The sequence below is a fragment of the Thalassospira sp. CH_XMU1420-2 genome (assembly GCF_037029325.1).
Classification (GTDB): domain Bacteria; phylum Pseudomonadota; class Alphaproteobacteria; order Rhodospirillales; family Thalassospiraceae; genus Thalassospira; species Thalassospira povalilytica.
Genome location: NZ_JAYMEG010000001.1, coordinates 307,415 through 328,445, shown reverse-complemented (window position 1 = coordinate 328,445; position 21,031 = coordinate 307,415). Strand labels below are relative to the sequence as shown.

Genomic DNA, 21,031 nt, shown 5'->3' with positions numbered 1-21,031 from the left:
TTTTATGTTTCAGATCATTTCGATATCAAACCGGAAAGACCGGTTTGGCAGGCAATGGCATCACGCCAGATCACGCAAAGCACGCCTGACGACCTTGCCGGTCGTGGTCATTGGCAACTGATCGAGAAACGCGATTTCGCGCGGATATTCATGCGCGGCAAGGCGGGTTTTGACGAAATCCTTGATATCGCTTTCAAGTTCGGGGCTTTGCGCATAACCATCAGCCAGAACCACAAAGGCCTTTACGATCTGTCCGCGCTGGTCATCGGGTTTGCCAATCACGCCGGCCATACGAATGGCCGGATGGGCAATCAGGCAATCTTCGATCTCGCCCGGGCCGATGCGATATCCGGCCGAACTGATGACATCATCATCGCGCCCGACAAAGCGGATATAGCCATCCGCATCGACACAGCCCATATCACCGGTCAAAAGCCATTCGCCGACAAATTTGTCACGGGTGGCTTCGGGATTGCGCCAATATTCCAGAAACATCACCGGATCGGGTGCCCGCACCGCAATGCGCCCCATCTCACCGGGCGCCACGACATTCCCGCCCAGATCAATCACCGCAACATTATGGCCCGGCACCGGACGGCCCATGACGCCGGGCTTGGGCGCCATGATCGACTGACAGGAACTGACGACCATATTGCATTCGGTCTGACCGTAAAATTCATTGATGGTGACACCGAACACCCGACGCCCCCAATCAAGAAGTTCCGCACCAAGCGTTTCACCACCACTTGCAATAGAGCGCAGATTGCAGTTGAATTTTTGCGCCATTTCATCGCCTGCTGCCCGCATCATCTTTAATGCAGTTGGCGGCAGGAAGGTATTGCGCACACCATATTCGGCAATCAGGCCAAAGGCGGCTTCGGGTGTGAATTTTTCAAAACGGTGCGCAACCACCGGCACCCCGTGATGCCAGGCCGGCAGCAACACATCAAGCAGCCCGCCGATCCAGGCCCAATCCGCAGGGGTCCACATCACATCCCCGTCCTTGGGGAAGAAATCATGGGACATTTCAACACCGGGCAAATGGCCGAGCAAAACCCGATGGGCATGAAGTGCGCCTTTGGGTTGGCCGGTGGTGCCGGATGTGTAAATGATCAGGGCCGGTTCATCGGCACGGGTTTTGACAACATCGAACTGGTCGCTGGCCTCGGCTGACAGGGCCTTGAAATCAAAGCAGCCATCCGGCGCGCCATCAATGACATAGACATATTCAAGTGCCGGCAAAAGATCGCGGATTTCAGCAATTTTTGCCGCCCCTTCCTTGTCGGTCACCAGCGCCTTGGCGGCACAGTTGCCCAACCGGTATTCCAGCGCATCAACCCCGAACAAGGTAAAGAGCGGAACCGCAATCCCGCCCATCTTGTAGGTCGCGATATGGGCAATCGCGGTTTCGGGGCTTTGCGGCAACAGAATACCCACCCGGTCCCCGCGCCGGATGCCATGGCGGCGCATGACATTGGCAAAGCGGTTCGACAAACGTTTGAACTGGGCAAATGTGTAATCACGGCGCGATCCGTCGCGCCGACGGTGCATCAGCGCCAAACGATCCGGGTCATCGGCCCATTTGTCGCAAACATCAACACCAATATTGAAATGAGTCGGTACATCCCAGACAAAATCCGAGCATACCGTCGCGTAGTCATCACGACTGGTCAGCATATTTCCTCCCTGAATTTACCGCTGTTATTTGTTTTTGGCTGCGGCAAATATTGGCGACATGATAGTGCCTTTTGCATTCGGATTGCACCGATTTTGTTTGTCGCCGACGATCTGAATGGCAAGAAAGCCCCATCAGAACGATGCAGTGCATCATTCAAACCATAAACCGGCCTTGTCTGACCCGGGGTTATTTGCAGATAAGTTGCCGATCCTGATTCAGGGTGACGGATCAAGCAGGAAAGTGAAATTCGCAGACTGCCCGGCATCGGTTGTGGCCCGGCTGTGGCAGCCCAGACAGGTGGCATCGGGTTGGTGCTGAATGAAGCTTTCAAGCGCACTGTTGGTCAGATAACGGGGAACTTCGCCGACGCCAAATGTCGCCCCGCCCGGATTTCCGATCCATTGTGTGCCAAGCAGCATGTAATTCTGCCAGATGGTACCGGCCAGTTTGCGTTGCCAGATGAAATTGGACTCCGCCGTGCCCGAAAACAGTCGCCAGCAGCGAACGATATCGGATCCCCCGACCGGTTCCCCGGACAGGCGCCGCGCATAGGGTGCGCTGTCCGCCCATTTCACATCCCCCGAAACCGGATTATTGGCCGCCGTCCCGCCAACGCCATGCCCGCCGTAAAATGCATAGGGCCGATCAATATCAGCTGGCGCCAGACATCCGTTGGCAAACGGGGTATCGGTGATGATGCTGTTGGGGCGACGGGCATTCGACGCCAAGGGCACATTGTCGATATGCTCGAAACTTGACCAGATCCAGCGATCCCCATTGCCACTTTGCACCCGCTGTACCAGATGCAAGCCCACCAGTCCGACCGTGACATCAAGACATTTCGCCCGCCCGTCGACCGTTTGCGATGGCCCCAGCGATATACGGGCCGGACGGGTGTAATAGCCATGATCGACCAGCGTTTTGGTGCCGTCATTGCCCGGTAAAATGCGCCAGGCAAATTTCAATAATTGCGCACCCATAACCCCGGGTGCGCTTGGCGGAATGCGCGGGGAATCGCCGCCGGATGCACCATTCCTTACAGCGTTGCGCGTATCACCACTTGATCCGGATGATGTGCTGTCTGCTATGGCCGTCGCAGTGATTGGTGGCGTCATGTGCCCGACAGGAAAGCTTATGGGGTTTTGCCCGTTGGCAAAGGCAAGACGCCCGGACTTCTGATCAAGGCCGTTCTCGCGGATATAATCCGCTGCAACCTGATTGATGCGGGTTTCATACAGCACAAAATTCCCGGCCTGATCGATCAGGATATCGCCGGTCGATTGCACATAGCTTGCCAGCAGCAGGGACCCGTCGGGCAAATCATCGGCACAGGACGGGTTGGGAAAGGCGACTTCGGAAAACAGATCCCGTCGGGTCGGGAAATCTTGCCAGGCGGCTTTGCTGTCCGGGATATCAAGATTGGCACCACGTGCGACATCATGTGCGGCATCACCCGGGGCCATAAGCGCAGTAAAAGCCTGCCAGGAGAAGCGGTCAAACGGACGTTGCGCATGATAGGCCAGAAACCGGTAGACGAAACTGGCATCAAATTCCGGCACATCGACGGGCGCAATTGCGCAGGGTTGCGTGACCGAACCGTCGGCACAGAATTCACCGTCATCATATTTTTCAACAAAGACCGGGATATCCCCACGTTCGGCATTGGCGGTGAATTTCGCATTCTGGGCCAGCGTGGCAGACGGCATCGCCAACATCACCGGCATCAGACACAGGGCAATGCCAAGTTTGCGCATCGAAAATGGTGGTGCCACGATGGTTTCTGACATGCCTGTTGGTACCTTTGATGTATCGCGCTGCACATCATGCTTTACGCCGTGGCGCTATCATAAACCTGTTTGGGCGGGCTGTCCTTAATGTGGAATTTCACATTCTTGTCAGATGTCGGGTGAACAAGATCACATTCGGGCGCGCCGGGGGATTGCCGTTTCCGCCAAACCGTTGCTTTTCACGGAAATCCTGCCATATTTTGACCATCGCAGAATTGTATAAACGATTCTGCCCACAATTGGATCAAAGAGGGATTTCAATGGCTTTTGAAACGCGTCAACGCGGCTATGACGTCTCGGTTGGCCGGTCGGCGGCCGAGATCGATGAAGGTCTCCGCGCCTATATGCTGCGTGTCTATAACTACATGGCATCCGCACTTGCCCTGACCGGTATCGTGGCAATGGCTGTGTCGACCAGCCCGGCCCTGATGCAGGCTATTTTTGGCACCGGACTGCACTGGATTGTCATGCTGGCCCCGATCGGGCTTGTCTTCTTCCTGAGCGCACGAATTCATAAAATGAGCTTCGGCGCAGCACAGGCGACATTCTGGGTATATGCCGGGCTGATGGGCTTGTCCCTTGCTTCGATCTTCCTGGTTTATACCGGTGAATCGATCGCACGTACCTTCTTCATCACCGCCGGTACCTTTGGTGCGATGAGCCTTTATGGCTACACCACCAAGAAGGACCTGTCGGGCTGGGGCAGCTTCCTGTTCATGGGCCTGATCGGCATCATCATCGCCAGCGTGGTCAACATCTTCCTTGGCAGCAGCATGCTGCAGTTCGTCATTTCGGCGGCTGGTGTTCTGATCTTCACGGGCCTTACCGCCTATGACACCCAGCGCATCAAGGAAGCCTATCACGAGCATGATGACGCAACCACCGCAGGCAAAAAAGCCCTGTTCGGTGCGCTGCAGCTTTATCTCGACTTCGTGAACCTGTTCATCATGCTTCTGCACTTCTTCGGTAATCGCGAATAGAAGTGACGTTGTATGCTGCCCCCGGGCAGTCGCAGTCAAAACCCCCGCAGCGGCTGCTGCGGGGGTTTCTTTTTGTTCGGATCACTTGGTGATGCCTGACGTGCTTCCGGTGTCCCCTGAACGCCCGGCGCAGACAGCTCGCCAACTGGCAATCAGGAGGCCGCGGCCTTTGCCGATCCGTCGCCGCCGGTGGCTTCCATCACCGCCTTGCGATGGCCCATTTGCGAAATGATGTTTTCAGCACGGGTATAGCCCCCGGAAGCCGCACGCGCCGCACCCTTGGCCCCGGCATCGACAAAGGCCTCATAGGATTGCGAGAAGCCCATTCTGGCATTGGACAGCATGGTGACGTCCTGATCCTGTGTGCCATTGGTCAGATAGACCGTCGCCAGGGCAAACATTGTCCTGCCCCAGATATAGGGATCATCACGCCGGCCACAGATTTTAAGGGCGGCCTGAAAGACAGGAACGACCTGTGCATCGGGGATGCTGACATCATTGATGATGGCCGCAGACACAATCGATTCCGCCAGCCCATAGGCGGTAATCGCATAAAGCGGCGCATGTGCCCGACTGTTGATCATGCCAAGGGCACGGCGATATTGCGATGCCCCCTGTTCGACAAGTTTGGCGTCCTCGGCATCCTTGCCGGTTGCGACCATTGCCTCGGCCAGTTTGCAGATCGCCAGTGCACGATCAACGGGCGATCCCATCGACAGTTCGAACCGCCGTTCAAGCATTTTCCAGATGCCAATGGCCAGCGCACCCGAGCGCGCCTTGAGACTGGCGATCAGTGACCAGTTCACAAGCCCCGCATACAGCGCAAGAAGGGCGGCAGATCGGGCGTCGATTTTTGAAAAGTCGCTGATTTGCGCCACCAGGTCTTCGGTGCGCAATTCACGTACGACTTCTTCTTTTTGCTGGGGCCGTGATGATTCACCCAACAATCCCGATGATGTACGGGCCTTGGGTTTGGCCGGTTCGGATATGGTTTCGCCCGCCGCACCAAGGGTTTTGCGAATATGGGGTTCAAGCACGCGCAAGGCACTGGCGCAATAGGTGCGATCCCCGGTTTCGGTCAAAACAAACGCCCCAAAGGCATAGGCGGTCGCCACCCCCTGGCCGGCCATTTCAAAATGTTCGCCGCGATTGATGCGTTCCTGAAATTCTTCGAGATGGGTGGTCAGACGTGAAATTTGCAGCAACCGCTGCTCCCCGCCCCGCGATTTGAAAATCAGCTGGGCCGCCAGCAAAATGCGCAAGGCCTGGGCGACATCGGGATGATCGGTTTGCCGGAAACTGTGAGTAAGCGGCAACATCAGATCATAAAGCGACGAGGTCAAAGCATCACTGACCAGATGCAGATCGAAACCGCCGGTATTGTGGTTTTCCTGTCCCCAGAAAACCGCATCCGCATCAACCCGGCGCCCCATATTCAAAACATTGAGCTGGGCTTCGCGCATTGCCTGGAATGCATCAACCGCATCCGAATTGGGGGCAAAATACTGATCCAGTCTGATCTGGCTGCTTTCGGGCATATCGGCCAGACTGCGCGCGATCATATCGCTTAGCGGATCTGGCGGGCGGACACCACCTTGGGCAGTTGCATCGGGACGATTGAAGCGGGCAATGGCATACAGGCACAGCGGTTCCGCAACCGAGGCAGTATCATCCCCCGCAGTCTCAACCAACTCCCCTGATGTATCGTTGCCGGTAATCAGTGACTTGATCACCAGGCCAACCATTGACCAGAACCCAGCCATTCCTGCCCTTATTGCATCCACGAAAAACTGACACGCAGCTTCTATAGATACTTGAATTCATTAAGGGTCCATTGTCATCCGCGCAACGCGGCTGGTCAATGCTGGAGCGCGGCTTTAACGCCATACCGAAGTATAGAAAACCTACCCTTCAAATACCGAAACCCCCAGTCGATCAAGTAGATTTGATGGTTCTGTGCGGTGATCGCAAACCCGTGACCTTTTTGAAACCGTCACGGGAATGACTTGCGTTCCCGGGCGCGTTGCAGAAACAAAATCACCCATATGACACCCCATGATCGGCCAAGCAAAAGGCACCGGACCATAACGATCCGGTGCCTTGAAAACAGGGCATCAGCATGTCGCACGAACAGTTTTCAGTTCCAGGGACGGGTGCGGCGCCGTGGTTTGGTTGCCGGTTGCGTCGGGCGCGATGCCGGTTGCGATCCGCCCCAGGGTCCTTTTTGTGATGCCGGACGCGCAGACGCAGGCCGCGCAGCCGCACCATGTCCACCACTACCCTGCCCGGTCAGGCCACTGGCCATTTCCTGAAGCTTGGCGATGCGGTTGGCCATGTTGGGGTGGGTGGAAAACAGATTGTCGACACCCTTCCCCGACAGCGGATTGGCGATATACATATGTGCGGTTGCCGGGTTGCGTTCGGCTTCCATGTTCGGGATGGCGTGCACACCCTTGTCAAGCTTGGCCAGTGCACTGGCCAGCCACAGGGGATGTCCGCAAATTTCGGCCCCGATACGGTCAGCGTCATATTCGCGGGTGCGCGAAATTGCCATCTGCACAATCATCGCCCCCATCGGCGCCAGAATGGCAATCAGGATCATGCCGATCCCGCCCAATGGATTGTTGTTTTCGCTGCGATTGCCGCCGAACATGCCGGCAAACATCGCGAAATTGGCAAGGGCCGAAATCGCACCGGCGATGGTTGCCGTAATCGTCATGGTCAGGGTATCGCGGTTTTTGACATGGGCCAGTTCATGGGCCATGACACCGGCGATCTCGTTGCGATCAAGCAGTTTCAGCAAACCCGTTGTTGCCGCCACCGCCGCATTTTCCGGATTGCGCCCGGTGGCAAAGGCATTGGGTTGCGGGTTTTCAATCACATAGACCTTGGGCATTGGCAGACCGGCATTGCGCGCCAGATCGCGCACCATGGAAACCAGTTCCGGCGCGGTGCGATCATCAACCTGTTTTGCACTGCGCATCCGAAGCAGCATGGCATCGGAATTCCAATAGGCGAACACATTCATCGCCCCGGCAAACAACAGCGCAATGATCATGCCCTGTTGCCCGCCGATCATCATGCCAACGGCACCAAACAGCGCGGTCAACCCCGCCAGCAACAAACCTGTACGCACATAGTTCATGGTCGAACACCCTTTTCGACAAACCTTTCGAACGACAGATAAGGCAAAGTTTGCCAATGGCAAGCGCCCGGCAAACTTGTCCTGCCTGTTTGCCACAGCATCGAAAACTTATTCCTTGGTGTGGGAAGATTATTCCCGCCAACCCTTTGAACAAGCAAAATGATTATGGCTTTTTTATCTGCGTGACCAACATCACAGAACAAATACCGCAGATATCAAGGGCACCCGGCACACACACCGATAAGTGGTCTTTTAATTGCATGCACAATTTAAGATATCACTCAAGGAGGTGTTCTATGGTCGAGTTTCAAGGAAAGATGTCCATCGTCGGTGCGCGGTACCTGACCATGCCCAGACCGATTGATCCGCAAACCGGTGAATACAGCACCAAGTTTTCGCTTGATGAATGGAAAGACATCCAGGCCAAGCGCAAGGAACAATTCGAAACCTATCAGGCCAATGCCGAAAACCATCTGAACAGCTGGCTTGATGATAACAGCGACGCAGAGATCACACGCGCCTATTATCTTGATGATGAACTGGTTGCCGTGTTTGGCGAGGATAACGTCAATGTATCCAATGGCATGAATTACGCCATGGAGTATCGCTATGCACAAAGCGATGGCGAGGATCTTGGATATTCCGGGGATCAGTTAACCCGATATGTTGAAAACCGTATCGAGTTCGCGTTGCGTCGCGAATATGGCGACCGATTGACGGTCAAGGAAGGCCCGGCCGGGACACTTGGCACGCTGGCAGATTATCGCGAGGAACTGTTTGGCGGGGATCGATGGCCATCAGAAGAAAACATGCCGCCAATGCGCGAAATTGACTGGGATGCGCCATCACCGGCACAGGCAGGCACCTGGCAAGGACCCGTGGCCCTGATTGATACCCAGGCATTTCTCGACATCCGCACCATGAGACTTGAGACGCAGTAGGATAAGTAAAACAGCCGGACCGGCGGGGTCGGGGGAAAAAGACGGTCCGGCTGTTTCTGCAACGATGTCGGTTACTCCGCAGGCTGGTGTGCGTCAGCCTCATCAAGTGAACGAACTTCGTTGCGCCGGCCAATCATGCGTACAAGAACATAAAAGACCGGGGTCAGGATCAGGCCAAATATCGTCACGCCCAGCATCCCCGAGAACACGGCAATACCAATCGCGTGGCGCATCTCGGCACCGGCACCACTGGACAGAACCAGCGGCACGACACCCATGATGAAGGCCAAAGAGGTCATAAGGATCGGGCGCAGGCGCAGACGGCTGGCCTCGATCGCGGCTTGAACGGTGCTGCGTCCCTGATGTTCAAGTTCGCGGGCGAACTCGACAATCAGGATGGCGTTTTTCGATGCCAGTCCGGCCAGCACAAACAGGCTGATCTGGGTGAAGATATTGTTGTCACCCCCGAACAGATAGACACCAAACACAGCAGACAGGATGCTCATCGGGACGATCAGGATCACGGCCAGTGGCATGGTCAGGCTTTCATATTGAGCCGCCAGAACCAGGAACACCAGAAGGATACAGATCGGGAAGATGAAGATCGCCGTGTTGCCCGCCAGGATCTGCTGATAGGTCAGTTCCGTCCATTCATAGGACATGCCGGGCGGCAATGTTTCATCCAGAATCTTGCTGATCGCAGCCTGTGCCTCGCCGCTGGAATAGCCCGGGGCGGCGTTGCCATTCAGATCGGCCGACCGGAACGCGTTGTAGCGCATTGCCGTGTCCGGTCCGAATGTTTCAGATACCGACAAAACAGAACCCAGCGGCACCATGTCGCCATCCGAATTGCGCGTTTGCAGACGCAGGATGTCTTCCGGGCTTGAACGATATGGCTTGTCGGCCTGTGCGATCACCTGATAGGTGCGGCCAAAGGCGTTGAAGTCATTGACATACATCGAGCCAAGATAGACCTGCATGGTCCGGAAGATTTCATCAACCGGCACACCAAGCTGCTGAACCTTGGTACGGTCAAGGGTCGCCTGAAGCTGCGGGACATTGATGTTATAGCTTGAAAACACACCGGTCAGTTCCGGTGCCGCCCATGCCTTGGCAAGGACCTGTTTCATGGCATCATCAAGGGCGCGATAGCCCTGATCAGAGCGATCCTGAACCTGAAGCTTGAAGCCCCCAACAGTCCCAAGTCCCTGAACCGGCGGTGCCGGGAAGATGGCAACAAAGGCCTCGTCAATGGCGGCAAATTTCTGTTGCAGCTTGCCGGCGATGGCAAGGCCCGACAGATCATCGCTTTTGCGTTCGTCAAAGTCGGTCAGGGTGACAAACACGATGCCGGCACTTGAACTGTTCACAAAGCCGTTGATCGAAAGCCCCGGGAAGGCCACGGCACTTTCAACACCGGGTTCCTTAAGCGCGATGTCAGACATTTCACGAATGACATCTTCGGTCCGGTCCAGTGTCGCGCCCTGCGGGAGCTGGGCGAAACTGACCAGATATTGCTTGTCCTGAAGGGGAACAAAACCCGTCGGCAGGATCTGGAAACCCTGCCAGGTCAGAACCAGCAACCCGGCATAAAGCGCCATCATGATGGCCTTTACACCCAGCAGACGCTTGACCCCGCCGGCATACATTTCCGTGCTGCGGTTAAAGAAGCGGTTAAAGCCGCGGAAGAACCAGCCAAAGACAAAGTCCATGCCACGCGTCAGCCAGTCTTTCGGCGCATCATGACCACGCAGAAGGACCGCTGACAAAGCCGGGCTCAGCGTCAGCGAGTTGATGGTTGAAATGATCGTCGCAATGGCGATGGTCAGGGCAAATTGCTGATAGAACTGGCCGGTCAGGCCGGAAATAAAGGCAATTGGCACAAACACACCGGTAATCACAAGCGAGGTCGCGATGATCGGACCGGTCACTTCGCGCATGGCCGCAACCGTTGCATCGCGCGGTGAAAGACCCCGTTCGATGTTACGTTCAACGTTTTCGACCACGACAATCGCGTCATCAACCACGATCCCGATCGCCAGGATCAATCCGAACAGCGACAGCACGTTGATCGAAAAGCCCATCAGAAGCATCAGGGCAAAAGTCCCGATGATCGATACCGGCACAGCCAGCAACGGAATGATCGATGCCCGCCAGGTTTGCAGGAAGATCGTCACCACGATCACCACAAGGGCGATGGCCTCCAACAACGTCTTGATCACCGATTTGATCGAGCCGCGCACAAACACGGTCGGGTCATAAACAATCGAGTAATCGAGATCATCGGGGAAGTTCTGTTTGAGTTCTTCCATGGTCGCGCGCACGTTGCTTGAAATATCAAGCGCGTTTGACCCCGGGGATGCAAAGATCGGAATGGCGACCGCGGGTTTGTTATCAAGCAGGGAACGCAGCGCATATTGCTGGGCTTCCATTTCGACACGCGCCACATCGCCAAGACGCGTAATCGTGCCATCGGCTTCGCGTTTGATGATGATGTTCTGGAATTCCTCGGGGGTTTCCAGACGGCCACTGATATTGATCGGCAACTGGAACTGCACACCACTGTCATAGGGTGCACCACCGATGATGCCGGCTGCGACCTGGACGTTCTGGCTTTGGATGGCGGCAACCACTTCGCCCGCGGTCAGGTTACGTTCGGCAACCTTGTCGGGGTTCAGCCAGACACGCATGGCATAATCGCCCGATCCGAACAGGCCAACCTGCCCGACGCCACTGATACGTGCCAGACGGTCACGGACATTAAGCGTCGCATAGTTGCGCAGATACAGCATGTCATAGCGTTCATTGGGCGAACGCAAATGCACGACCATGGTCAGATCAGGGGACCGTTTGGACACGGTCACACCAAGCTGACGCACGATATCGGGCAGACGCGGTTCGGCCTGTGATACGCGGTTCTGGACCTTTTGCTGGGCCAGATCGGGATCGGTGCCAATTTCAAAGGTCACGGTCAGCGACAGGTTGCCGTCCGTTGTGGCCAGTGAGTTGACATAAAGCATCCCTTCAACCCCGTTGATCTGTTCTTCAAGCGGGGATGCAACAGTTTCGGCAATCTCGGCGGGGTTCGCGCCGGGAAACTTGGCTTCGACCACGATCGAAGGCGGCACGACTTCGGGATATTCCGAAATCGGCAAACGCCACATCGCAATCAGACCGGCCAGCAACATCAGCACCGACAAAACGCCGGCAAAGATCGGGCGGTCGACAAAAAATCTTGAAAGGTTCTGCATGATAGTAAGCCTTGCTTAGCGCGCCATACGCATCCCTCAGGATGCGGCGGCCTGCAGAATTTCAGGAGCCACCGGCATGCCGGGGCGGACCTTCATGATGCCGTTGACGATGACAAGATCACCTTCGTTCAGCCCAGAGGTCACAATGCGCATACCGTTGATTTCCGCCCCCAGGGTGACCTGGCGATAGGCAACCGTATTGTCCGGTTCGACCACATAGACGAATTTGCGGTCCTGATCGGTGCTGATTGCTTCGGGCGAAACCGTGATGACATCCTGCTTGGCAAGCGTTCCGACCTGAAGGGCGGCAAACGTGCCCGGCAGAAGGTTGCCATCGAGATTGTCAAACAGTGCGCGGGTACGGATGGTCCCGGTGCGCGCATCAATCCGGTTATCGAAACTGTGCACATAGCCCGACACCTGACGCCCGTTTGACAGGGTCATGTTGACCGGGATGTTGTGGGCAGCTTCGTCGATTTTGCCGTTATCCCCGATGCTGGCAAAGAAGGTCTGCTCGTCGAGATCGAAATCGGCATAGATTTTACCGGTCGAGACAATGGTGGTCAGAACCGGGGCATTCGGGCCGGCATTGACCTGGTTGCCAACGGTCAGTTCGACCCGGCTGACACGCCCGCTGATCGGGGCTTTGACAAAGGCATGATCCAGTTCGATTTCAGCCAGTTCAAGATTGGCCTTGGCGCGGGTGACCTGGCTTTGTGCCACGCGATGGGCATTCAGGCGTTCGTCATAGACGCGCTTGGAAACCGTGCCGTTCGACACCAGCTTTTCCGCGCGTGCCTTTTCCTTGGCCGCCAGCGACAGATTCTGTTCGGCTGCGGCCAGTTCGGCACGGGCTTCGTTCACGGCGGCCTGATAGCTGCGCGGATCAATCACGGCAAGCACATCACCCTTCTGAACAAGCTGGCCGTCTTCAAACCGGATTTCGACGATCGCACCGCTGACCTGCGGGCGCAGCTGCACTTCTTCAACCGCGCTCAGACGGCCGGAAAAATTGTTCCAAAGACGGACGGAACTGCTTTTGACGTTGGATACGGTAACAGGGGTTGCCATCGGGGCGGTCTGAACCGCCACTTCGTCGGCAGATGAGCCAGAGATATGCAAGCCATATCCACCGGCAGCAGCAATCAGTGCCAATGCGGCAACTGGCAGCAAAATTTTGCGTTTTGATCGAGACTGCATCTTTTGATCTTCCAAATGGGTTGCGCCGCACACACGCGGCCCGTTTGAAGCTTAGATGCATACCAATCGGTTTGTTCGCAAGGGGAAGAAGGCAAAAAAATGGCGTTTTTTTAATTTTTATTGTTTTGTGACAGGAATGAAATCAGGAAAATATACGTCTAACTATCTGAATTTGCATTGCAAATTAAGGATGCGATAGATCCCTTCGCGCAGATCAGACCGAACAGTATCAAGATCGTTAAAAACCTTGCCATAGGTCAGCAGACCATGGACATACTGGAAAACCAGCCGTGCCAGGGTGGTGACGTCACCATCTTCGCCCAGCATGCCTTCGCCCTTCAGACCGCGCACCATCGAGGCCAGATATTTGATCTGTTCGTCAGCCAGTTCGCGCGAACAATTCTGGATTTCCATATCTTCGGGGCCGACCTGGCCGCCAGCGGTAAAGATCGGACAGACACAGACTTCGCTTTCGCCGGGCACGGCATAGCGTTCCTGCTTGTCACAAACCAGCTCGATATAGCGGTTAAGCTGTTCGACCGGCGGAACTTCGGGGGAAAAGATGGCGCGAAGCTCATCCTTGCCTTTTTCCCAGTGATGGCGGGCAGAGGCCGCAAACAGGGCCGCCTTGCTGTCAAAATGATGATAGAACGCGCCCTTTGTCACGCCGGCATGCTTGCAGACATCACTGACACCGATATCGTGATAGCTGCGCGTTGACAGCAACTCGATCGCGGTTTCCAGAAGCTTGGTCCGGGTTTCTTCGGCGTTCCTCATGGCTTTGACCTGTATATTGATTATGGATCAGATATACGTACCGGTTGGTATTTTTCAAGGAAACCCAGCCGACACATTCCAAGATCATCATATAAACATGGCAGGAGGATGACAGGAATGTTCAGAAATTCAAAGATTTAACTCGCGATGTGCGTGATGCACATAACAGCCATCAAAGCGGTATTTTTTTCATCCCGTCCCGTTTCAACGACGAAATCCGGCCCCGAAACGACAAAAGAGGGCGCACAAGGCGCCCTCTTTGCACTGAGATGTTTGATGCCGATCCGGGTCAGGCCCCGATCAGCGCCCGCATCTGGCGGTTTGCCACCGTGATCATCGACAGATCGATCTGGCCTGCGGCGCGCAACTCGTTGATCAGTTCGTCACAGCGCGCACAACCACGCTGATGGGCAGCAACCCATTTATCCACAAGCTCGCTACCCGAGCTGCCTTTTTTGCCTTCGGCCAGAACAGCACGGGTCAGTTCGCGCTGATGACCAAACAGGTCATCAATCACTGCTGCACGTGCCAGTTTCTGCCAATGGGTTTCGGCTTCGATCGATTCTGCTGCGGCCCGCATCAGACCAAGCTGGAAGCGGGTTCCGACCGCGAAATAGGTCGATGCAACTTCGATGACGTCACGACCGGTTGCCTCGGCAATCCGGACCACATCACAAATCGCCACCATCTGGGCAACCGATGCGATACGGCGCGCTAGTTCTTCCGGAACGCCCTGTGCGGTCAGCGACTGGGTTTTCTGTTCCAGTGCAGTCCGGAATGCAGCATCGGCAGGAACGATTTCATCAAAGGCCGAAATCACCTTGGATACTGCCGGACGGAACATTTCGATCTTGGCACCGACATTCAGGTCTTCGCAATTGCGCAGGAACCATTGGGTGACGTCATTGACCATGCGGTTGATGTCGCGGAACATGCTGGTCTGCAATTTGGCCAGCACCACGTTATCAAGGGCTTCGATCCCGGCCCAAAGATCACGCAGACCAAACACCGCACGGGTGATCAGATAACCGCGTGATACATCAACGGCCGAAAGACCGGTTGCTTCCATCATGTCATGCACGAACGTGCCACCAACCCGGTTGACCAGACTGTTGGTCGCCACCGTGGCAATGATTTCACGTTTCAGACGATGGCCCGAAATCGCATCCGCATATTTCTTGCGAAGCGGTGTCGGGAAATAGCGTACCAGTTCTTCGACCAGAATCGGATCATCAGGAAGATCGGATTCCAGCACTTCGTCATAAAGCCAAAGTTTGGCATAGGGCATCAGCACCGAAACTTCGGGGCGGGTCAGACCTTCATGCGCATTGGCACGACGTGCGAGTTCTTCGTCATCGGGAAGATACTCGATTTCCCGGTTCAGACGACCTTCGCGTTCCAGCATCCGGATCAGGCGCACCTGCGCATCAAGCAATTCCGAATTTGCCGCATGGGCATTGGAAATGGCCTGACTTTGCAGATAGTTGTCGCGCAGAACCAGATCGCCAACCTCGTCGGTCATTTCGACCAGAAGCTTGTTGCGCTGCTTTTCGGTCATATCACCGGCCGAGACAACTTCGCCCAGCAGGATCTTGATATTGACCTCGTGATCCGAGCAGTTCACACCCGCTGCGTTGTCAATCGCATCGGTATTCAGGCGACCACCGGCATGGGCATATTCAATACGGCCACGCTGGGTCGCACCAAGGTTTGCGCCTTCGCCCACCACCTTGGCCCGGACTTCGCGACCATTGATGCGGATGGCATCATTGGCACGGTCCCCGGCATCGGCATTGGTTTCGTGACTGGACTTGATATAGGTCCCGATACCACCGAACCACAGCAATTCGACATCGGCCTTCAGAATGGCCTTCATCATGTCGGCCGGGGTTACCTTGCCGCCATCAAGACCCAGAAGCTTGCGGACTTCGGGGGACGGATCAAGGGTTTTGGCCTTGCGGTCAAAGATGTCGCCGCCTTTTGACAGGACCTTTTTGTCATAGTCGGTCCAGCTTGAACGCGGCAGATCGAACAAGCGTTTGCGTTCGGCAAAGCTTTTTGCCGGATCCGGGTCCGGATCGACAAAGATATGCATGTGGTTGAAGGCCGCGACCAGTTTGATCTGTTCGGACAACAACATGCCATTGCCAAACACGTCACCGGACATGTCACCAACACCGGCAACGGTGAATGGCGTGGTCTGGATATCCTTGCCCATTTCGCGGAAGTGACGTTTGACCGATTCCCAGGCACCGCGCGCCGTGATGCCCATTTTTTTGTGGTCATAGCCCTGCGACCCGCCCGATGCAAAGGCATCGTCAAGCCAGAAGCCATAATCACGGGCGACACCATTGGCGATATCGGAAAATGTCGCCGTGCCCTTGTCAGCAGCAACCACCAGATAGGGATCATCATCATCAAGACGACGGACCCGTTCCGGCGGAATGATTTCGCCGCCAACAATATTGTCGGTGATATCGAGCATGCCGCTCATCAATGTTTTGTAGCAGGCAATGCCTTCTTCAAGGAATGCTTCGCGCGACCCGTCCGCAGGTGGACGTTTGACCACGAACCCGCCCTTGGACCCGACCGGCACGATCACCGCGTTCTTGACCATCTGGGCTTTGACCAGACCAAGAATTTCGGTGCGGAAATCTTCCTGACGGTCGGACCAGCGGATGCCGCCACGGGCAACCGGCCCACCGCGCAGATGGACAGCTTCGACCCGCGGGGAATAGACAAAGATTTCCCGCCACGGACGCGGCAGGGGCAAATCTTCGATCATGCCGGAATTGAATTTGACCGACAGATATGGTTTCGGATTTCCATCCGCACCATACTGGAAGAAGTTGGTGCGCAATGTCGACTGAACCAGATTGAGGAAGGCGCGCAAAATGCGGTCTTCGTCCGGGTTCATCACGTCTTCAAGACGGGTGATGATATCGGCCTCGATCACGTCGACTTCGGCGGCCAGACCCGGATCGCGATCCGGATCAAACTTGGCAATGAACAGCGACACAATCGCCGATGCCAAGGCCGGGTTATTGGCAAGGGTACGCGCCATATAGTTCTGCGAGAAGGCCGAGCCCATCTGACGGGTATAGCGGGCATAAGCCCGCAGGATGACGACTTCGCGCCAGTTCAGATTCCCCAGCAGAACCAGACGGTTAAAGGCGTCATTTTCGACCTCGCCATGCCACATGCGCACGAACAGTTCCTGGAACTTGTCACGGACGTCATGCAGATTGAACTCACCATCGACAACCACACCGAAATCATGGATCCGCACGTTGGTTTCAACATCGCGCGGGCTTACGGTAAACGGGTTCTCGGTGATGACCTTAAGCCCCATATTTTCAAGCATGGGCAGAACATCAGACAGCGGAACCGGCGCACCGGGATTGTATATCTTGAAGCGCAGTTCGTTTTCGGCAGCCTCGATCGGGCGATACAGGTTCACCCGCAGGTCATTGGCCTTGATCACATCTTCGATGCGTTCAATATCAAGGGCCGCACTTTCGACCGTGAAACGTTCGCGATAGTCGCTTGAGAAACTTTCCCCATAGCGACGATACAGCGCAAGCCCACGTTCTTCGCCCATTTCACGGACAAGAACCTGACGCAATGTGTCGGTCCAGTCGCGGGCAACTTCCACCAGTTGGCGTTCGATTTCTGCAACGTCATATTCCGGCAGCTCACCCGGATTGGTTTTGACCAGCAAGTGCAGACGCGCAAGCGGGCTGTCCCCGATCAGGGTGTAATGCGCGGTTACCTTGCCATCAAAGGCATCCTCGATGACTTTCTGGAACTTGAAGCGCAACTTGGTCGAGAACCGGTCACGCGGACAGAACAGCTGACAGGATACAAACCGTTCAAACGCATCGCGACGGACAAACAAGGCGATGCGTTGACGTTCCTGCAAATGCAGGATGCCCATGCAGGTATGATACAGGTCATCGAGTTCGACCTGGAACAGCTCATCGCGCGGGAAAGTTTCAAGAATATTGACCAGCGCCTTGCCATCGTGGCTGGCAGGCGGGAAGCCGGCACGTTTGACCGTTTCGGCAAGTTTCATGCGCAGAAGCGGGATCAGACGCGGGCTGAGGTTATAGGCGACCGAAGTAAACAGACCGACAAACAGATGCTGACCGACGACCTTGCCCTTGGCGTCGAACTGTTTGACGACGATGGTATCAAGATGCACCGGGCGATGAACGGTGGATTGCTTGTTGGCTTTGGTCACCATCAGAAGGTTGGGGCTGGTGACGAAATCCTGAACTTCGGGCGACAGATTGCCGATCTGGCGCAGTTCGTCAAAAACATGCGTTCCTTCACGCGACAGAATGCCCAGCTGGTTTTTCACCTCGACATCGACCGCACCCTTCTTGCCACCGGTTTTGAAGCGGTATTCGCGATATCCAAGGAAGGTGAAGTGATCATTATGCAGCCAGCCAAGGAAATCCTTGACCTCCTGGCGGTCTTCCTCGGCAACGCCACCGGTGCTTTCACCGATTTCATCAAGAACTTCGGTGACCTTTTTAAGCATCGGCTGCCAGTCACGCACAGCCAGCGCAACATCGGTCAGCGCGTTTTCCAGACGGTCGTGAATTTTGGTCAGAACAGCCTGATCGGTTTGTTCGTCAATTTCGACATGCATCACCGATTCACGCGGGTCTTTTGACTCGTCCACCCCGGCAACCGACAGCAATTCACCACTGTCATCACGGGCAATGCGCATGATCGGGTGAATGACAAGATGCACGGTCAGATCAAGTTCATGCAGGGCCGATGTTACGGAATCGACCAGAAACGGCATGTCGGTATTGCTGATTTCGATCACGGTGTGATCGGATTTCCAGCCGTGCTCTTCGAGATCGGGGTTATAGACCCGGATCTTGGCAGCATCGGCAGACGGGCGCTTTTGCGCGAATTTATAAAGCGTCAACGCCGCGCCATAAAGCGAGTCGACCGATCGACCCGCCATGTCGTCAGGCGGAACATCCTTATAAAAAAGGCGAACGAATGCTTCTGCATCCTTCGCCGTCTTGCCTTTTATGCGTTGCTTGATTTGTTCGACAACTTTGTCGATGACTTCCCGTTTCGGGTCGTCTTTTCGGGCTTTCATGTCCAATTTCCCTTTTTCTCAGTTCTGTTTGCCAGAACCGAAACACCGACCTTTGCGGCCGGCATCACACACCACGGATGTCACATTTTATTTTTGGGCCGAAACCCGAAAGAAACCGGGGGAAAACCGCTATTGGATGACACGGAATTCCGAAGGATCCTTCCAAGGCTACACATAGCCGATCAATTGCCTAAAAACTATGCTTCTGCACAAAAAAAATTCATTTAACCAACAAGCTAGGCATCACCCATCTGATTAACTGTTAGGCAGTATTGTCACAGAATTTTGTTCTTTGCTGCGACGCAAAATCACCTAAACTGTTTCCTGCTGCCATACACAGCCGATTCTTTCGCACCCGCACACCACATTGCCGGAGACACGCCATGCTGGAAGGCAAAAAGGGATTAATCGTTGGAATTGCCAATGACCTGTCCATTGCCTGGGGATGTGCGCGCATTTTCCGACGCGAAGGTGCCGATCTTGCGGTCACCTACCTCAATGACAAGGCCGAACCCTATGTTCGCCCCCTTGCCCAAAAGGTCGATGCCGCGATCATCACCAAACTTGATGTCAGAGATGAACAACAATCTGACATGTTGTTTGCGCAGATCGAAAAACAATGGGGAAAGCTTGATTTTCTGTTGCATTCCATCGCTTTTGCCCCGGCAGATGCCCTGCACGGGCGGGTCGTTGATTGCTCGCGCGACGGATTTTTGGCCGCCATGGACATATCGTGCCATTCCTTTGCCAGGCTCGCCAAACGGGCCGAACCGCTTATGGGCGATGGCGGGACACTTTTGACGGTAACCTATATGGGATCGGAACGGGTTGTGGATCATTACGGGGTGATGGGCCCGGTAAAGGCCGCACTTGAAACCACGACTCGCTATATGGCAGCCGAGCTTGGCGCCAAAGGCATCAGATGCCATGCCATATCGCCCGGCCCGCTTTTGACCCGTGCCGCATCGGGCATCGCCGAATTTCAGCATCTTATGGATGAAACCGCCCAGCGCGCCCCGTCAAAACGCCTTGTCACCATTGACGAGATCGGTGAACTGGCAGCCTTTCTGGTCAGTGACCGGGCAAAATCACTGACCGGCGATGTCGTCCATATTGATGGCGGTTACAACATCATGGGCTAGATCCGCAATCAGGCGGCCCGCATCGCCAAGACCCCGATTACCCACCCCCATCATGCCCCAAGCTTCCTAGCGGCGCTTGATGGCGTCATCGGCCATTGGCGCGACACGTTTGATCTGTCGGGCCAATGCCAGTTTGTAATCCGCATCCGGGTCGGGTTCGGCCGCGGCAAACAGATCGGGGACATCCCCGCCATTGACCTGAAGCATCCTCTGTTCAGTTTCCGTCTGGCTTTCGATGCGGCCTTCGACCAGATGGCGCAAATCAAACCCGGCTTCCTTCAATGCCGGTGCGATCAACAAGGTCCGATGACAATCAAGCGGGTCCTTTTCCGCACACATCAGGCAAATACGATATTTTTCCGCCCCGCTGACAAGCCGCGCGATCCCCGACCGAAAAGCAGGCGTTTGCGCCATCAGGCCATAATCAAGCTGCCCATCAGGATACAGCGCGGGAGTCTGGGGCTTGCCACCCATCACATCGCCCATAAAGACATAGGCAATGCCGTTTTCGCGCAAAAACGGCCCGAAACTGTCCGCATCAAAAGCCGTCCAGTAACTGGATCGCTTGAATGTCCTGATATCGGCAACTGCCGTGATGCCCTGCGCCTTGAAAAGCGCAAGCAAACTGTCACGGTCATGCCCGGCATAGCCGACAGTGAAGATGATACGATCTGGATTATGCGAAGTGGTCGAAGCTTGATTTTGCATAGGGCCAAGAAACGATAATTCGGCCCAAGCTGCAAGATTGATGGTGACTCCGTCACGCAATCGCAAAAGCAAAAGGCCGCCCCGAAGGACGGCCTTTGAACTTTCATCATGGAGCGGGCGAAGAGATTCGAACTCTCGACCCTAACCTTGGCAAGGTTATGCTCTACCCCTGAGCTACGCCCGCATCATCATGAAAGCGATGCTTGTGGAAACCGTCTGATGGAGCGGGCGAAGAGATTCGAACTCTCGACCCTAACCTTGGCAAGGTTATGCTCTACCCCTGAGCTACGCCCGCAT

12 protein-coding genes and 2 tRNA genes are annotated in these 21,031 nt (G+C 55.4%); 3 read left to right on the top strand and 11 right to left on the bottom strand.

The annotated features are described in order from the left end of the window. Positions 1–60 precede the first annotated feature (60 nt). Positions 61–1,677, bottom strand: a complete 1,617-nt coding sequence (locus WA429_RS01530; RefSeq protein WP_101248237.1) for an acyl-CoA synthetase — start codon at positions 1,675–1,677, stop codon at positions 61–63. A 216-nt stretch (positions 1,678–1,893) separates the two neighbouring features. Then, positions 1,894–3,465 carry a hypothetical protein gene (locus WA429_RS01525; RefSeq protein WP_287464457.1) on the bottom strand — a complete coding sequence of 524 codons (1,572 nt, stop codon included), beginning with the start codon at positions 3,463–3,465 and terminating at the stop codon, positions 1,894–1,896. Positions 3,466–3,725: 260 nt separating this feature from the next. Between WA429_RS01525 and WA429_RS01520 the strand changes: the two genes are divergently transcribed. After that, positions 3,726–4,445, top strand: a complete 720-nt coding sequence (locus tag WA429_RS01520) for a Bax inhibitor-1/YccA family protein (protein ID WP_101248238.1) — start codon at positions 3,726–3,728, stop codon at positions 4,443–4,445. A 152-nt stretch (positions 4,446–4,597) separates the two neighbouring features. Here the strand turns inward: WA429_RS01520 and WA429_RS01515 are convergent, their stop codons facing one another. Both WA429_RS01515 and htpX read right to left on the bottom strand, forming a co-directional pair. Further along, a complete protein-coding gene (locus tag WA429_RS01515) occupies positions 4,598–6,208 on the bottom strand; it encodes a hypothetical protein (RefSeq protein ID WP_287464458.1) in 1,611 nt (536 codons plus the stop codon). Between the two features lie 374 nt (positions 6,209–6,582). Then, the gene (gene htpX, locus WA429_RS01510) at positions 6,583–7,590 is read right to left on the bottom strand and encodes a zinc metalloprotease HtpX (RefSeq protein ID WP_287464459.1); all 1,008 of its coding nucleotides are present in this window, start codon (positions 7,588–7,590) and stop codon (positions 6,583–6,585) included. 296 nt (positions 7,591–7,886) lie between these two features. Between htpX and WA429_RS01505 the strand changes: the two genes are divergently transcribed. Then, entirely contained in the window at positions 7,887–8,531 is a 645-nt protein-coding gene (locus tag WA429_RS01505; RefSeq protein WP_250281491.1) for a hypothetical protein, read from the top strand. 71 nt (positions 8,532–8,602) lie between these two features. On the opposite strand, the gene WA429_RS01500 is transcribed toward WA429_RS01505, so the two are convergent. The 4 genes from WA429_RS01500 to WA429_RS01485 all read right to left on the bottom strand — a co-directional run bounded on the left by WA429_RS01500 (position 8,603) and on the right by WA429_RS01485 (position 18,884). Next, on the bottom strand, positions 8,603–11,782 hold the full coding sequence (locus WA429_RS01500; RefSeq protein WP_287464460.1) for an efflux RND transporter permease subunit: 3,180 nt from the start codon (positions 11,780–11,782) through the stop codon (positions 8,603–8,605). 36 nt (positions 11,783–11,818) lie between these two features. Then, positions 11,819–12,982, bottom strand: coding sequence for an efflux RND transporter periplasmic adaptor subunit (locus WA429_RS01495; RefSeq protein ID WP_250281486.1), 1,164 nt, complete (start codon positions 12,980–12,982; stop codon positions 11,819–11,821). Between the two features lie 162 nt (positions 12,983–13,144). Further along, positions 13,145–13,759 carry a TetR/AcrR family transcriptional regulator gene (locus tag WA429_RS01490; RefSeq protein ID WP_101248243.1) on the bottom strand — a complete coding sequence of 205 codons (615 nt, stop codon included), beginning with the start codon at positions 13,757–13,759 and terminating at the stop codon, positions 13,145–13,147. 289 nt (positions 13,760–14,048) lie between these two features. Beyond that, entirely contained in the window at positions 14,049–18,884 is a 4,836-nt protein-coding gene (locus WA429_RS01485; protein ID WP_101248244.1) for an NAD-glutamate dehydrogenase, read from the bottom strand. A 383-nt stretch (positions 18,885–19,267) separates the two neighbouring features. Here WA429_RS01485 and fabI point away from each other — a divergent pair, with 383 nt between their 5' ends. Then, positions 19,268–20,026, top strand: a complete 759-nt coding sequence (fabI, locus tag WA429_RS01480) for an enoyl-ACP reductase FabI (protein WP_101248245.1) — start codon at positions 19,268–19,270, stop codon at positions 20,024–20,026. A 66-nt stretch (positions 20,027–20,092) separates the two neighbouring features. Here fabI and WA429_RS01475 read toward each other — a convergent pair whose 3' ends face one another. The 3 genes from WA429_RS01475 to WA429_RS01465 form a co-directional block, all read right to left on the bottom strand. Continuing rightward, positions 20,093–20,734 carry a DUF488 domain-containing protein gene (locus WA429_RS01475; RefSeq protein ID WP_101248252.1) on the bottom strand — a complete coding sequence of 214 codons (642 nt, stop codon included), beginning with the start codon at positions 20,732–20,734 and terminating at the stop codon, positions 20,093–20,095. 109 nt (positions 20,735–20,843) lie between these two features. Further along, positions 20,844–20,918 (bottom strand) — tRNA-Gly (locus tag WA429_RS01470). A gap of 36 nt (positions 20,919–20,954) precedes the next feature. Next, positions 20,955–21,029 (bottom strand) — tRNA-Gly (locus WA429_RS01465). Between the last annotated feature and the right edge of the window lie 2 nt (positions 21,030–21,031).

Coding starts and splice junctions, on each gene's coding strand:
- WA429_RS01530 (WP_101248237.1), bottom strand. CDS start 1,677: ATGCTGACCAGTCGTGATGACTACGCGACGGTATGCTCGGATTTTGTC.
- fabI (WP_101248245.1), top strand. CDS start 19,268: ATGCTGGAAGGCAAAAAGGGATTAATCGTTGGAATTGCCAATGACCTG.
- WA429_RS01520 (WP_101248238.1), top strand. CDS start 3,726: ATGGCTTTTGAAACGCGTCAACGCGGCTATGACGTCTCGGTTGGCCGG.
- WA429_RS01500 (WP_287464460.1), bottom strand. CDS start 11,782: ATGCAGAACCTTTCAAGATTTTTTGTCGACCGCCCGATCTTTGCCGGC.
- WA429_RS01475 (WP_101248252.1), bottom strand. CDS start 20,734: ATGCAAAATCAAGCTTCGACCACTTCGCATAATCCAGATCGTATCATC.
- WA429_RS01495 (WP_250281486.1), bottom strand. CDS start 12,982: ATGCAGTCTCGATCAAAACGCAAAATTTTGCTGCCAGTTGCCGCATTG.
- htpX (WP_287464459.1), bottom strand. CDS start 7,590: ATGAACTATGTGCGTACAGGTTTGTTGCTGGCGGGGTTGACCGCGCTG.
- WA429_RS01515 (WP_287464458.1), bottom strand. CDS start 6,208: ATGGCTGGGTTCTGGTCAATGGTTGGCCTGGTGATCAAGTCACTGATT.
- WA429_RS01490 (WP_101248243.1), bottom strand. CDS start 13,759: ATGAGGAACGCCGAAGAAACCCGGACCAAGCTTCTGGAAACCGCGATC.
- WA429_RS01505 (WP_250281491.1), top strand. CDS start 7,887: ATGGTCGAGTTTCAAGGAAAGATGTCCATCGTCGGTGCGCGGTACCTG.
- WA429_RS01485 (WP_101248244.1), bottom strand. CDS start 18,884: ATGAAAGCCCGAAAAGACGACCCGAAACGGGAAGTCATCGACAAAGTT.
- WA429_RS01525 (WP_287464457.1), bottom strand. CDS start 3,465: ATGTCAGAAACCATCGTGGCACCACCATTTTCGATGCGCAAACTTGGC.